Raw genomic sequence first — 14,313 nt, 5'->3', positions numbered from 1 at the left:
CTCAGCCCCCTAGGAAGGTGCGGCGCACCTCGTCGTTCTGCATCAGTTCCTTGCCCGTGCCGGTATGGGCATTCGCCCCCTGCACCAGCACATAGGCCTTGTCGGCGATCATCATCGCCTGCTTGGCGTTCTGTTCCACCATCAGCACCGGCAGGCCGCCCCGCGCGATGGCGATGATGCGGTCGAACAGCTCGTCCATGACGATGGGGCTGACGCCCGCAGTCGGTTCGTCCAGCATCAGGACCGAGGGCTGCGTCATCAGCGCGCGGCCCACCGCGACCTGCTGGCGCTGCCCGCCCGACAATTCGCCCGCGGCCTGGCGGCGCTTGGCGGCGACGGCGGGGAACAGGTCATAGACCTGCTCCATCGTGCTGCGGATGTCGTCCTTGCGGATGAAGGCCCCCATTTCAAGGTTCTCCTCGACCGTCATGGACGGGAAGATGTTGTTGACCTGCGGCACGAAGCCCATGCCCGCCTTCACGCGGTCCTGCGGATTCAGGGTGGTGATGTCGCGCCCGTCCAGCCGGACGCTGCCCTTGCGCAGGTCCAGCATCCCGAAGACCGCCTTCATGGCGGTGGACTTGCCCGCGCCGTTGGGGCCGACGATCACGGCGATCTGGCCCCGTTCGACCGCGATGGTGCAGTCGTGCAGGATATCGGGGCCCCTGCCGTATCCTCCGGTCATCCCTTCCCCGATCAGGAAGGGGTCGCCCGCCTGGCCCGGCCCGACGGGACCGGACCGGCGGGTGCCGTCGATGCTGCCGCGTCCCTTGGGGTTCACGACCGACAGGTCGCGGTTGCCCCGGTTGCCGAAGACTGCGTCCTGATCGCTCATGCGCCCACCATGTCCTTGTTCTTGAGGCCCGTGCCCAGATAGGCCTCGATCACGGCCTCGTTCTGCATGATGTCGGCGGCGCTGCCACGGGCCAGCACCTTGCCCTCGGCCATGACGATGACCGGGTCGCACAGCTTGCCGATGAAATCCATGTCGTGTTCGATCACGCAGAAGGTATAGCCGCGTTCCCGGTTCAGCCGGAGGATCGCATCCGCGATGGTCATCAGCAGGGTGCGGTTCACGCCGGCGCCGACCTCGTCCAGGAAGACGACCTTGGCATCGACCATCATGGTGCGGCCCAGTTCCAGCAGCTTCTTCTGGCCGCCCGACAGGTTCCCGGCCTTTTCATGGGTCAGGTGGCGGATGGTCAGGAAATCCAGAACCTCGTCGGCCTTCTTGCGAAGGGCGGTTTCCTCGCGCTCGATCCGGCCGCGCTGGAACCAGGTCTTCCAGATCGTCTCGCCCGATTGGCTGCCTGGCACCATCATCAGGTTTTCCCGCACGGTCATGGAGCTGAACTCATGCGCAAGCTGGAAGGTCCGCAGCAGGCCCTTGTGGAACAACTGGTGCGGCGGCAGGCCGGTGATGTCCTCTCCGTCCATGAAGACGCGGCCTGATGTCGGCGGCAGCACGCCCGCGATCACGTTGAACAGCGTGGACTTGCCCGCCCCGTTCGGGCCGATCAGCCCGGTGATCGAGCCTTTCTCGATCGCCAGGCTGGCGCCATCGACGGCGCGGAAGCCCCCGAAATGCCGGTGAAGGTCTTCGACCCTTATCATTTTCTACCCCGTCTTCACGCCATTGGTGAAGTGTGACCGCATTCAGCGGCTTTTGTCATAAAAAAATGGCCCGGCAACCGCAGGGCTGCCGGGCCATAGCATGAGCATCGCGTCAGCGATAGCCGACGACATTCATTTTGCCGTCCTTGATCTCGATCTGGCGATACACGCCGGCGGATTCGCCTTCGCCCACCAGTTCGACGGCGGTGGCGCCGACGTAATCGACATCGCCGCCATCCTTGAGGATCTGCAGCGCCTTGCCCAACTCGCCCGGCAGGATCTTTTCGCCCGGCGCGTTGGCGACATCCATCACCTTGTCCTTGTAGGTGGAGGGATCGCTGCTGCCTGCCGCGGCCATCGCCAGCAGGATCAGCGCGGCGGCGTCATAGGATTCGCCCGCATAGGTGGCCGTGCCGTCGAAACCGGCGGCCTTGGCCAGTTCCACGAACTTGTCGCGGCCCTCGCCCTCGGCTGCGGGGTTCTGGCCGAAGCTGCCCTCGATCTCGCTGCCGAAGTTGCTGACCAGGGTGTCGTTGACCATGCCGTCGGGGAAGACAAAGGTTTCAAAGGCGCCGGTGTCCAGCGCACCGCGCACGATACCCGATCCGCCCTGGTCCACATAGCCCGCCACCACAAGCGCGTCGCCGCCCGCGGCCGACAGGGCCGCGACCTCGGCCGAATAGTCGGCCTTGCCGTCGTCATGGGGGGCGTTCACGGTCACGGTGCCGCCCTTCGCCTTGAAGGCCGCCTCGAAGCTGTCGGCCAGGCCCTTGCCATAGTCGTTGTTGGTATAGGTCAGGGCGACCGACTTGATGCCCTTTTCCATGATGATGTCGGCCATCACCTCGCCCTGGCGGGCATCCGACGGCGAGGTGCGGAAGAACAGCCCGTTATCGGCGGTGGTGGACAGCGCGGGCGAGGTCGCCGAGGGCGAGATCATCACCACGCCGTTCGGCACGGCCACGTTCTGCAGGGACGCGATGGTTTCGCCCGAACACATGCCGCCGATGATGCCCTTGACCTTTTCGCCGGTGATCAGGCGTTCCACGGTGGCGCTTGCGGCGGCGGCGTCGATGCAGGTCGAATCGCCCCGCACCACGGTCACGGTCGATCCGTCCAGCAGCAGCCCGGAATCCGTCACCTCTTTCGCCGCCAGTTCCACGCCGTTCTGCATCGGCGGCGCCATCGATTCTAGCGGCCCCGTGAACCCGAACGAGGTGCCAAGCTTGATATCCTCGGCCTGCGCGGCACCGGCCAGAAGGGCCCCGGCGGCGGTGGCCAGAAGAAGCTTTTTCATGTGATTGTCTCCCAGTTGGAACAATGTCCTGCCGGGCAGGTTAGAAGCGCCTTTTGCAAAAGAAAAGCAGGATAATAGGAACAATCCCTGCCTTTTCGGACGGATGACGCGCCGTCAGCGCCAGCCCAGGCGGTCCCGGTCGCGCCGCAGGAACAGGCCGGGCAGGGCGGTCATCAGCCAGCCCAGCGCAAGCCCGATCCCCGCCGCCCACAGCCCTGCAACTGTCACGGGAACGGCGGGGCGGAAATCGCCCCAGGTCGCGGCCAGGGTTTCCGCGTCGCGCAACCGGTGGGGCAGCAGCATCCGTTCCAGCGGCCCGGCAAGGCGCAGCATCTGTAGGTCGCTGCGCGCCCGGTCCAGGCGGGCGAAGACATCGCGCATGTTGGATTGATGCGCATCGCGGAAGGCGCTGCCCGACAGGTCGGCCAGGGCCTGATCGCGCGTCAGGCCCGTGTCTTCGGCGCTTGCGTCGAATTCGGCGGCGACGCGGGACAGGGCATCGACCTGCCCGCCAAGCCGCTGGACATACTGGTCGGAAAAGGCCGGGAACTGCGACAGGGCGGCGGCGAAACACAGCGCCACCGCCAGCCGCAGCAGCCCGATCACTTGTCCTGCACCGTCAGGCCCAGGACGGGGGCATAGACCTGCTCCAGCCGGGCGATGGCGTCCTTGGGCGACATCTCCTCGGTCGCGCCCGTGCGGCGGTTGGTCAGTTCCACCTTGTTCGCGGCCAGGCCGCGCGGACCCACGGTGATGCGCCAGGGCAGGCCGATCAGGTCCATGGTGGCGAATTTCGCCCCCGCCCGTTCGTCGCGGTCGTCATAGAGCGGATCCAGCCCGCGCGCCTGCAATTCGGCATAGATCGCGTCGCAGGCGCTGTCGGTCGAATTGTCGCCCTGCTTGAGGTTGACGATGCCCACGTGGAACGGCGTCACGCCCTCGGGCCAGATGATGCCCTTGTCGTCGTGGTTGGCCTCGATGATGGCGCCCAGCAGGCGGGACACGCCGATGCCGTGGCTGCCCATCTCCACCGGCACGCGCTGCCCGTCGGGGCCGACGACGGTGGCGCCCATCGCCTCGGAATACTTGGTGCCGAAATAGAAGATCTGGCCGACCTCGATCCCGCGCGCGGTGCGGCGGCGTTCCTCGGGGACTTGCGCAAAGATCGCCTCGTCATGGGTTTCGTCCGTGCGCGCATAGCGGCTGGTGAACTCCTCCAGCACGGCCTGGCACTGTTCGACGCTGTCATAGTCGATCTGCCGGTCGCCGAAGGTCAGGTCGGTGATCTGGCTGTCGTAGAACACTTCCGATTCGCCGGTTTCCGCCAGCACCAGGAATTCATGGGTGTAATCCCCGCCGATCGGCCCGCCATCCGCGCGCATCGGGATCGCCTGCAGGCCCATCCGCTCATAGGTGCGCAGATAGCTGACCAAGTGCCGGTTATAGGCGTGCAGCGCCGCCTCGCGCGTCAGGTCGAAGTTGTAGCCGTCCTTCATCAGGAACTCGCGCCCGCGCATCACGCCGAAACGCGGGCGGATCTCGTCGCGGAACTTCCATTGGATGTGATACAGCGTCAGGGGCAGATCCTTGTAGCTGTTCACATGGCTGCGGAAGATGTCGGTGATCATCTCCTCGTTCGTGGGGCCGTAGAGCAGGTCGCGCTTGTGGCGGTCCTTGATGCGCAGCATCTCCTCGCCGTAATCGTCATAGCGGCCCGACTCGCGCCACAGGTCGGCCGATTGCAGCGTCGGCATCAGCAGGGGAATGTGGCCCGCGCGCTGCTGTTCCTCATGCACGATCTGCTCGATGCGGCGCAGAACCTTGTAGCCCAGCGGCAGCCAGGAATAGATGCCCGCCGCCTGCTGCTTGATCATTCCGGCGCGCAGCATCAGCCGGTGGCTGACGATCTGCGCCTCTTTCGGGTCTTCCTTGAGGACGGGCAGGAAATAGCGCGACAGACGCATGGGCGGGATCCTTTGACGGCATTCGGCGCACAGCGTTAGCGGATCGGTCCCTGCTTGCCAAGAACCCGCGCCAGCCGCTTGCAACTGCCGCGCGTCGCGGTCACATTCCACATCGACATTCGCACCAGGAACCGGGCATGCGCATACCGATACACAAGCAACTGATGTGGTGGGGCGTGGCGGCGGTCGTGCTGCTTCTGGTCATGTGGCTGCTGGGGAACGCGATCCTGCCCTTCATCCTGGGCGCGGGCGTGGCCTATCTGCTGGACCCGGTCGCCGACCGGCTGGAACGCGCGGGGCTGTCGCGCGTGATGTCGGTGGTGGTCATCACCGTGGCCGCCGTGCTGGCCTTTGCCGCCGTGGTGGTGCTGGTCGTGCCGGTCATGCTGCGCCAGGCGACAGCGCTGATCGAGACCGCGCCCGCCATGCTGGAACAGGCGCGCCTGTTCCTGTCGGCGCGCTTCCCCGAGCTTTTGCCCCCGAACGGCGACATCGGCACCGCGCTGACCGACCTGGGCGCGGCCATGGGCGAGCAGATGGGCACGGTGGCCTCCAGCCTGCTGTCGTCGGTGGGCGGCATCATCAGCGCCATCGCCATCCTGGTGATCGTGCCGGTCGTGGCCTTCTACCTGCTGCTGGACTGGGACCATCTGGTGGACCGGGTGGACACGCTGCTGCCGCGTGAACACGCCCCCACCCTGCGCCGCCTGTCGCGGGAAATCGACGAGGCGCTGTCGGGCTTCGTGCGCGGGCAGGGGATGGTGATCCTGATCCTGGGGATCTGGTATGCGATCGGGCTGATGATCGTGGGCCTGCCCTTCGGCTTCTTCATCGGCGCCATGGCGGCGATGCTGTCCTTCATTCCTTACGTGGGCGTGCTGATCGGCGGGGCCACGGCCATCGGCGTCGCCCTGTTCAGCTTCTGGGGCGACCCGCTGTGGATCGGCCTGGTCGTGGCGATCTTCGCCATCGGCCAGGTGGTCGAGGGCAATTACCTGCAACCCAAGATCGTCGGCCAGCATGTCGGCCTGCATCCGGTCTGGCTGCTGCTGGCCCTGTCGGTCTTCGGCGCGCTGTTCGGATTCGTCGGCATGGTCATGGCCGTGCCGCTGGCTGCCGCGCTTGGCGTGATCGGGCGGTTCCTGACGCAGCGCTATCAGGAAAGCGCGCTGTTCACCGGCCAGGCGCTGCCCCCTGATCCGGGCCAGCCCCTGCTGGTCGAGGTCGTCCCCCAGGGCACCGTCGCCAATTCCATCCGCGAGGCGCGCATCCGCGCCGACGTGAACCGCGCCCAGGGCCAGATCGAGATCATGCGCGAGGAAGTGGCCCGCAAGCATCCCGATGTCGGATAGATGGGCGTGACCTCTCGTCAGTTGACGCTGGACCTGACGACGCCGCCCGCCCATTCCCGCGCCGATTTTCTTCCTGCGGCGGCGAACCGGGCGGCGCTTGCCGCGCTGGATGCGCCGCAGGACTGGCCGCAGGGGCGGATGCTGCTGATCGGGCCGGAAGGCGCGGGCAAGTCGCACCTTGCCGCCTTCTGGGCGGCCGAGAATGGCGCGCGGCGACTGAAGGCCGCGGCCCTGCGCCCCGACGCCGCCGACCATCTTGCTACCGAAGGCGGCGCCCTGGTGATCGAGGACGCGGACCGCACGGGCCGGGCGGCGGGCGCGGAACAGGCGCTGTTCCACCTGTGGAACCTGTGCGCGCCGCGCGACTGCCTGCTGCTGCTGACCGCGCGCACGCCGCCCCGCGACTGGGGGCTGGTGCTGCCCGACCTGCGGTCGCGCATGGACGCGATGCCCCAGGTCCGGCTGATGCCGCCCGATGAAACCCTGCTGGCCGCCGTGCTGGTCAAGCTGTTCGCGGACCGCCAGCAGAACGTGTCGTCGGACCTGATCGACTGGCTGGTCCTGCACATGCCGCGTGACCTGGGGCTGGCCCGCCAGCTTGTCGCCGCGATGGACCGCGCCGCCATGGCCGACAAGCGCCCGATCACCCGCCGCATCGCGGCCGAACTGCTGGCCGGCCTGTGCGAGCCCGAGCCATGAACCGCCGTCCCCAAGGTTGACCCATGACGCAAGCCGATTTCCTTCGAACGCCCTTTCCCGAACCGCAGGATCTGCCCGAAGGCGTGCCGCAGAACGGGTCGCGCTTCTTCAACCGGGAAATCAGCTGGCTGTCCTTCAACTGGCGCGTGTTGGACGAGGCGCGCAATCCCCGCGTGCCCTTGCTGGAACGGCTGCGCTTCGTGTCGATCAGCGCGACCAACCTGGACGAATTCTATACCGTCCGCGTGGCGGGCCTGCGCGAACTGGTGCGAGAGGGGAACGCCACGCCCTCCGACGACGGGCTGACGCCTGCGGAACAGTTGGCAATGATCAACGCCGACGCCCGCCGCCTGATGGGCGCGCAGCAGGGCGTCTGGAACCGCATCCGCCGGGAAATGGAGGAGGCGGGCATCGTCATCCTGTCCCGGTCCCGCCTGACGCGGGCCGAGGAGGAGTTCCTGCACGACTATTTCGAACGCAAGGTCTTTCCGGTCCTGTCGCCCCTGGCCATCGACCCGGCCCATCCCTTTCCCTTCATTCCCAACACCGGCTTTTCGCTGGGCCTGGAACTGGCGCGCGAAACCGACGGGCGGCAGATGCAGGCGCTGCTGCCCATCCCCGCGCAGCTTGACCGCTTCATTCCCCTGCCGGGGGGAGAGCGGTTCTTCAAGCTGGAGGATCTGCTGCTGATGCACCTGTCCAGCCTGTTCCCCGGCTATCGCGATACCGGCCATTGCGCCTTCCGGGTGCTGCGCGACAGCGACCTGGAGGTCGAGGAAGAAGCCGAGGATCTGGTCCGCGAATTCGAGACCGCGCTGAAACGCCGCCGCTTGGGCAGCGTCATCCGGCTGAAGATCACGCGCGGCGCCCCCGACCGCCTGCGCCGCCTCATCATGGAGGAACTGGAGGTCGGCCCCGACGAGGTGATCGAGGTCGAGGGTCTGCTGGGCGTGGCCGACCTGCGCGAACTGGTGCTGGACAACCGCCGCGACCTTCTGTGGCCCGCCTTCACGCCCCGCGTTCCCGAACGGGTGCAGGACCATGATGGCGACATGTTCGCGGCCATCCGGCAAAAGGACATGCTGCTGCACCACCCCTATGAGACCTTCGACATGGTGGTGCGCTTCCTGGCCCAGGCCGCGCGCGATCCGAACGTGCTGGCGATCAAGCAGACCCTGTACCGCACCAGCCGCGACAGCCCCATCGTGGACGCGCTGTGCGAGGCCGCCGAATCCGGCAAGTCCGTCACGGCCCTGGTCGAACTGAAGGCCCGCTTCGACGAGGCCGCCAATATCCGCCAGTCGCGCAGGCTGGAACGGGCGGGCGCGCATGTCGTCTATGGCTTCGTGAACTACAAGACCCACGCCAAGATCAGCACCGTTGTCCGGCGCGAGGGCGACAGCCTTGTCACCTATACCCATTACGGCACCGGCAACTATCACCCGATCACCGCGCGCATCTATACCGACCTGTCGCTGTTCACCTGCGACCCGGCGCTTGGGCGGGATGCGACAAAGGTCTTCAACTTCCTGTCGGGCTATGTGCAGCCCGCCGGGCTGGAAAACATCTCGATCTCGCCCATCGACCTCAAGGACCGCCTGCTGTCCCTGATCGGGCGCGAGGCGGAACTGGCCCGCCAGGGCCGCCCGGCCGCGATCTGGGCCAAGATGAACTCGCTGATCGAAAAGGACGTGATCGACGCGCTTTATGCCGCAAGTGCTGCGGGGGTGAAGATCAGCCTTGTGGTGCGCGGCATCTGCGGCATCCGGCCGGGCATCCGGGGGCTGTCGGAAAACATCCGCGTGAAATCCATCGTCGGGCGCTACCTGGAACATTCGCGCATCGTCTGCTTCGGCAACGGCCATGGCCTGCCCTCCAAGCGCGCGCGGGTCTTCATCAGTTCGGCCGACTGGATGGACCGCAACCTGAACCGCCGCGTCGAAACGCTGGTGGAATGCATGAACGACACGGTCAAGGCGCAGATCGTCAGCCAGATCCTGGCCGCCAACATGGCGGACGAGGCGCAAAGCTGGCTGTTGCAACCCGATGGCCGGTTCGTGCGCTATCTGCCCGAAGGGCGCGACGACCTGTTCAACTGTCACCGCTTCTTCATGGACCACCCCTCGCTGTCCGGGCGGGGCACGGCGGGGGCAGGCGACGTTCCGGCACTGACCCATTCGAACGATTGACGCACCCGGCGCGGCGGGGCATGAACTGCGCGATGCGGATCAAGCAGGAGAGGCGGCCATGAACGGCGTACGCACCACGACCGGCAAGAAGGTCGAGCCTTTCGGCAAGAGGTTCGAGAAACTGCCAAAACGGGCGCTGTCGCGCGTGGGCGTGGTCGATGTGGGTTCCAACTCGATCCGCATGGTGGTCTTCGACGGGGCTGCCCGATCCCCCGCCTATTTCTATAACGAGAAGGTCATGGCCGGGCTTGGCGCCAGGATGGCCCAGACCGGGCGCCTGAACCCCGAGGGGGTCGAGCGCGGCTTTGCCGCCCTTCAGCGTTTCGCGGCCCTGGCCCGCGGCATGGACATCGACCCCCTGACCTGCGTGGCCACCGCCGCCGTGCGCGAGGCCGAGGACGGCCCCGCCTTCAAGGACCGGGTGGAACGCGAAACCGGCATCAGGATGCATGTCATCGACGGCGAGGAAGAGGCCCGGCTGTCCGCCCAAGGGGTGCTGCTGGGCTGGCCCGACGCGAAGGGTCTGGTCTGCGACATCGGCGGCAACTCGATGGAACTGGCCGAGGTCGCGGATGGCCGGATCGGCAATCGCGTCTCCTCGCAACTCGGGCCCTTCCGGCTGCAACAGGTGTCCGGCGGCAAGGATGGGTTGCGCAAGCATATCAGGAAGACCGTCGCCCATCTGGCCGAGGTGATGGGCACGCATCACGAACGGATCTATCTGGTCGGCGGTAGCTGGCGCGCCATCGCCCGGCTGGACATGGAGCGCGTGTCCTATCCCATGACCGTGCTGCACGAATACCGCATGACGCCCAAGGCCGTGGCGGACACGGTGGCCTGGATCGGGGCCAACGACATCGGCGATCTCAAGGCGCGGACCGGGCTGTCGTCGTCGCGGATCGAGCTGGTGCCGCTGGCCGCGCAGGTGCTGGCGCAACTGACCGAAACCTTTGCGCCGACCGAACTGGCCGTGTCCAGCTATGGCATCCGCGAGGGGCTGCTGTACGAGCAGATGTCCGACAGCCTGCGCAAGCGCGACCCCCTGATCGAGGCCGCCCGCTTCACCGAACGCCAGATGGCCCGGATGCCGGGATCGGGCAAGAAGCTTTATCAGTTCCTGCAGCCGCTGTTCCAGGACGTGCCGCCCGAACGCGACCGCCTGATCCACGCCGCCTGCCTGCTGCACGACACAAGCTGGCGCGCGCACCCTGACTATCGCGCCGATGCCTGCTTCGACAATGTCACCCGCGCCAACATGGCCGCGCTGAGCCACCCCGAGCGTGTCTTCCTGGGCCTGGCGCTGCTGCACCGCTACAAGAACAGCCGCGCGGGTTCGCCCATGGCGCCCTTGTTCAAGCTGCTGTCCGAGGCCGAGGTCAAGGATGCCGAGGTTCTGGGCAAGGCCATGCGCTTCGGCGCGATGCTGGCGCTTGACGATCCGGCGGATGCGGGCAAGCTGACCTTCAGCGGCAAGCAGTTGCGCCTGAAGCTGACCGCCACGGGCCGCAAGCTGATGGGAGAGGTCGCCGAGGCACGCTTCAAGGCGCTGTGCGGGGCCCTGGAAGTGGAAGGGCAGATCGCCTGACCGGCGCCCCGTCCCGCCAGTTCCGCCCCTACAGCGGTTCGTCGTCATGGGCGGGCGGATCGCCGATCATGACGGCCCCTTCGACATAGATGTCTTCGCCGCCGGTCGCGGGCGGATCCCAGGCGCCGTCCCCGGCCCCTTCCAAGGCCAGGTTCTGTTCGTCGGCCCCAGCCCTGCCCATCGGCTGCGCCGCGACCCAGCCATCGGCGCAAAAGGTGCTGTTCGCCCTGGGGCTGCAAGCCTGCGCGGGGCCGGTCATGCCGATGATGATCCCCATCAGGGCGATAACGACGCGAATCATGGCAATCCCCTGCGGCTGCGGCTTCCCCCTGGATACAGGGCAATCATCAACACAAGGTTAGCGGCGCCTGAAGAACAGGGCACAAGGGACTTGAAAAAGGGCGCCCGAAGGCGCCCTTTTCCGTTCCTGCCGGAAGGCCGGGGATGATTACATCATCCCACCCATGCCGCCCATGTCGGGCATGCCGCCGGCAGCGGCTTTCGGCTCGGGCTTCTCGGCGATCATGGCTTCGGTGGTGATCAGCAGGCCGGCGACCGAGGCCGCGTCTTCCAAGGCGGTGCGAACCACCTTGGCCGGGTCGATGACGCCGAACTTGAACATGTCGCCATATTCTTCGGTCTGCGCGTTGAAGCCGAAGGACTTGTCGTTCGATTCACGCACCTTGCCGGCAACCACGGCACCGTCAACGCCGGCGTTTTCGGCGATCTGGCGCATCGGGGCTTCCAGGGCGCGGCGAACGATGGCGATGCCCGCTTCCTGGTCCGAGTTCTCGGCCGACACGCCTTCCAGCGCCTTGCCGCCCTGCACCAGGGCCACGCCGCCGCCGACGACCACGCCTTCCTGAACGGCAGCGCGGGTCGCGTTCAGCGCGTCGTCCACACGGTCCTTGCGCTCTTTCACTTCGACTTCGGTCATGCCGCCGACGCGGATGACGGCAACGCCACCGGCCAGTTTCGCGACACGCTCCTGCAGCTTCTCGCGGTCGTAGTCCGAGGTGGTTTCCTCGATCTGCTGGCGGATTTGCGAAACGCGGGCTTCGATCTCGGCCTTTTCACCGGCGCCATCGACGATGGTGGTGTTGTCCTTGTTGATCGAGACCTTCTTGGCGCGGCCCAGCATGTCGATGCCGACGTTTTCCAGCTTCATGCCCAGGTCTTCGCTGATGACCTGACCGCCGGTCAGGATGGCGATGTCCTGCAGCATGGCCTTGCGACGATCGCCGAAGCCCGGAGCCTTGACGGCAGCGATCTTCAGGCCGCCGCGCAGCTTGTTGACGACCAGCGTGGCCAGGGCCTCGCCTTCCACGTCTTCGGCAACGATGACCAGCGGCTTGCCCGACTGGATAACGGCTTCCAGCAGCGGCACCATCGGCTGCAGCGAGGACAGCTTCTTCTCGTGCAGCAGGATGAAGGCGTCTTCCAGTTCCGCGACCATCTTGTCGGGGTTGGTAACGAAATAGGGCGACAGGTAGCCGCGGTCGAACTGCATGCCTTCGACGACTTCGACTTCCGTCTCCATGCCCTTGTTTTCTTCGACGGTGATGACACCCTCGTTGCCGACCTTCTGCATCGCGTCGGCGATGAAGCGGCCGATCTGGGCTTCGCCGTTGGCCGAGATGGTGCCGACCTGGGCGACTTCGTCGCTGTCGTTCACGGGACGCGAAGCCGACTTGATCGCCTCGACCACTTTCGAGGTCGCGAGGTCGATGCCGCGCTTCAGATCCATCGGGTTCATGCCGGCGGCAACCGCCTTCATGCCCTCTTTCACGATGGCCTGGGCCAGGACGGTGGCGGTGGTGGTGCCGTCGCCGGCCTCGTCATTGGTGCGCGACGCGACTTCGCGGACCATCTGGGCGCCCATGTTCTCGAACTTGTCGGACAGTTCGATTTCCTTGGCGACCGAGACGCCGTCCTTGGTGATGCGCGGGGCGCCGAAGGACTTGTCGATCACCACGTTGCGGCCCTTGGGGCCCAGCGTGACCTTCACGGCGTCAGCCAGGATGTTGACGCCTTTCAGCATCCGGTCGCGGGCGTCGGTGTTGAACTTGACTTCTTTCGCAGCCATGTGAATCTCCTGAAATTAATGGTGAAGGATGCGGATCAGGCGATGACGCCCAGGATGTCGCTTTCCTTCATGATCAGCAGCTCTTCGCCGTCGATCGTGACTTCGGTGCCCGACCATTTGCCAAACAGCACGCGGTCGCCCGCCTTGACCGAGGGCGTGATCAGTTCGCCCGAATCCTTGCGCGCGCCTTCGCCGGTGGCGATGACTTCGCCTTCGGCGGGCTTTTCCTTGGCGCTGTCGGGGATGATCAGGCCGCCCTTGGTCTTTTCGTCCGACTGGACGCGGCGGACCAGAACGCGGTCATGCAGCGGTTTGAATGCCATGGGTGAACACTCCGTGTTTCAGGTTGCAGTGTCGTTGTTGGCACTCACCGGCAGAGAGTGCCAATGGCGGTGATCTAGGCCACTGGACCTGGCCTGTCAACGGCGTGGCATGGTGAAAAATCGCCGATGGCCCGGCTGGTCAAAGGGGGCCTTGATGTGACAGCCTTGCAGCGTTCGAAAAACAGGAAGAACCCGATGCGCATTGTTCTGGCGGGAATTTTCATGCTGTGGGCGGGGGCGGGTGCCGCGTCCGAATGTGTGGGCACCAACCTGTTCGACACCATGCCCCCCGATCAGCGCGCCCAAATCGACGCGGCGGTGGCGGGCGTTCCCTTCCACCAGGGACTGCTGTGGCGGGCCAGCAAGGGCGATCAGGCGATGACGCTGGTGGGCACCTATCACTTCGGCGATCCGCGCCATGATCCGATGCTGGATCGGCTGACGCCGATCATCGCCGATGCCGCCGCCCTCTTCGTCGAGGCAGGCCCCGCCGAGGAACGGAAGCTGACCGAGGCCTTGGCGGCCGATCCGACGCTGATGGTCGATCCGACCGGGCCGACCCTGCCGGAACGGCTGGACGACCGGGACTGGGCCTTGCTGTCGAAGGCCATGGCGGAACGCGGGACGCCTGCCGTCGTCACCTCGAAGCTGCGGCCCTGGTATGTGGCGATGATGTTGGGGATCAGCCCCTGCATGATGGAACAGGCGGCCCGATCCGGCGCCCAGGGGCTGGATCATCGGCTAGTCGAACGGGCCGAGTCCCTGGACATCCCCGTTCGCGCGCTGGAGCCCTGGGACACGGTCTTCACCCTGTTTCGCGACCTGACGCCCCAGCAGGAAATCGAGATGATACGCACCGCGCTGCCTGTCGCAGCCTATGCCGACGATTACGCGGTGACGCTGACCGAGGCCTATTTCGCGGGCGATGTCTGGGCCATCTGGGAATTCGGCCGCTTCGACGCCTATCGCACCTCGGGGCTGACGCGCGCTCAGGTCGATGCGCAGATGCAGCTTGCGCAGGACCAGCTGATAGACCGGCGCAACCAGAACTGGATCGCGCCGCTGAGCGAAGGCGCCAGGAAGGCGGCGGCGCAAGGCAAGGGGATCGTCGCGGGCTTTGGGGCGCTGCACCTGCCGGGCGAAGGGGGCGTGCTGCGCCTGCTGGAAAAGGACGGCTGGACGATCGAGCGGCTGGACGGCTGAC

General features: G+C 66.3%; 13 protein-coding genes. 5 read left to right on the top strand and 8 right to left on the bottom strand.

Annotation, left to right across the window (positions count from 1 at the left end; translation table 11 throughout):
- Position 1: 1 nt before the first annotated feature.
- The 5 genes from AAIL68_RS04365 to proS form a co-directional block, all read right to left on the bottom strand.
- Positions 2 to 835: an ABC transporter ATP-binding protein gene (locus AAIL68_RS04365; RefSeq protein WP_347138328.1), complete on the bottom strand. Its 834-nt coding sequence runs from the start codon at positions 833 to 835 to the stop codon at positions 2 to 4.
- A complete protein-coding gene (locus tag AAIL68_RS04360; protein ID WP_347138327.1) occupies positions 832 to 1,614 on the bottom strand; it encodes an ABC transporter ATP-binding protein in 783 nt (260 codons plus the stop codon). Before AAIL68_RS04360 ends, AAIL68_RS04365 begins: the two co-directional genes overlap by 4 nt.
- Positions 1,615 to 1,726: 112 nt before the next feature.
- On the bottom strand, positions 1,727 to 2,911 hold the full coding sequence (locus AAIL68_RS04355; RefSeq protein WP_347138326.1) for an ABC transporter substrate-binding protein: 1,185 nt from the start codon (positions 2,909 to 2,911) through the stop codon (positions 1,727 to 1,729).
- A 114-nt stretch (positions 2,912 to 3,025) separates the two neighbouring features.
- The gene (locus AAIL68_RS04350) at positions 3,026 to 3,517 is read right to left on the bottom strand and encodes a DUF2937 family protein (protein WP_347138324.1); all 492 of its coding nucleotides are present in this window, start codon (positions 3,515 to 3,517) and stop codon (positions 3,026 to 3,028) included.
- On the bottom strand, positions 3,514 to 4,875 hold the full coding sequence (proS, locus tag AAIL68_RS04345; protein ID WP_347138323.1) for a proline--tRNA ligase: 1,362 nt from the start codon (positions 4,873 to 4,875) through the stop codon (positions 3,514 to 3,516). The genes AAIL68_RS04350 and proS overlap by 4 nt, the downstream gene beginning before the upstream one ends.
- A gap of 137 nt (positions 4,876 to 5,012) precedes the next feature.
- Between proS and AAIL68_RS04340 the strand changes: the two genes are divergently transcribed.
- From AAIL68_RS04340 to AAIL68_RS04325, 4 genes are read left to right on the top strand one after another with little or no spacing between them, the layout of a single operon-like run.
- Positions 5,013 to 6,227: an AI-2E family transporter gene (locus AAIL68_RS04340; RefSeq protein WP_347138322.1), complete on the top strand. Its 1,215-nt coding sequence runs from the start codon at positions 5,013 to 5,015 to the stop codon at positions 6,225 to 6,227.
- Complete coding sequence (locus tag AAIL68_RS04335; protein ID WP_347138321.1) at positions 6,228 to 6,926, top strand: chromosomal replication initiator DnaA; 699 nt, start codon at positions 6,228 to 6,230, stop codon at positions 6,924 to 6,926.
- Positions 6,927 to 6,949: 23 nt separating this feature from the next.
- Positions 6,950 to 9,115, top strand: coding sequence for an RNA degradosome polyphosphate kinase (locus AAIL68_RS04330; protein ID WP_347138320.1), 2,166 nt, complete (start codon positions 6,950 to 6,952; stop codon positions 9,113 to 9,115).
- A 58-nt stretch (positions 9,116 to 9,173) separates the two neighbouring features.
- The gene (locus AAIL68_RS04325; RefSeq protein ID WP_347138319.1) at positions 9,174 to 10,700 is read left to right on the top strand and encodes a Ppx/GppA family phosphatase; all 1,527 of its coding nucleotides are present in this window, start codon (positions 9,174 to 9,176) and stop codon (positions 10,698 to 10,700) included.
- A gap of 28 nt (positions 10,701 to 10,728) precedes the next feature.
- On the opposite strand, the gene AAIL68_RS04320 is transcribed toward AAIL68_RS04325, so the two are convergent.
- The 3 genes from AAIL68_RS04320 to AAIL68_RS04310 form a co-directional block, all read right to left on the bottom strand.
- A complete protein-coding gene (locus tag AAIL68_RS04320) occupies positions 10,729 to 11,001 on the bottom strand; it encodes a hypothetical protein (RefSeq protein ID WP_347138318.1) in 273 nt (90 codons plus the stop codon).
- Between the two features lie 147 nt (positions 11,002 to 11,148).
- Entirely contained in the window at positions 11,149 to 12,786 is a 1,638-nt protein-coding gene (gene groL, locus AAIL68_RS04315) for a chaperonin GroEL (RefSeq protein ID WP_347138317.1), read from the bottom strand.
- 35 nt (positions 12,787 to 12,821) lie between these two features.
- Complete coding sequence (locus AAIL68_RS04310) at positions 12,822 to 13,109, bottom strand: co-chaperone GroES (RefSeq protein WP_347138316.1); 288 nt, start codon at positions 13,107 to 13,109, stop codon at positions 12,822 to 12,824.
- Between the two features lie 195 nt (positions 13,110 to 13,304).
- On the opposite strand from AAIL68_RS04310, the gene AAIL68_RS04305 reads away from it, so the two are divergent.
- Complete coding sequence (locus AAIL68_RS04305) at positions 13,305 to 14,312, top strand: TraB/GumN family protein (protein ID WP_347138315.1); 1,008 nt, start codon at positions 13,305 to 13,307, stop codon at positions 14,310 to 14,312.
- Position 14,313: the final 1 nt, after the last annotated feature.

This window comes from Paracoccus sp. SSK6, assembly GCF_039770665.1.
GTDB lineage: Bacteria > Pseudomonadota > Alphaproteobacteria > Rhodobacterales > Rhodobacteraceae > Paracoccus.
Note: the sequence above shows the minus strand (reverse complement) of the source record. Positions and strands in the feature narration are given on the sequence as shown.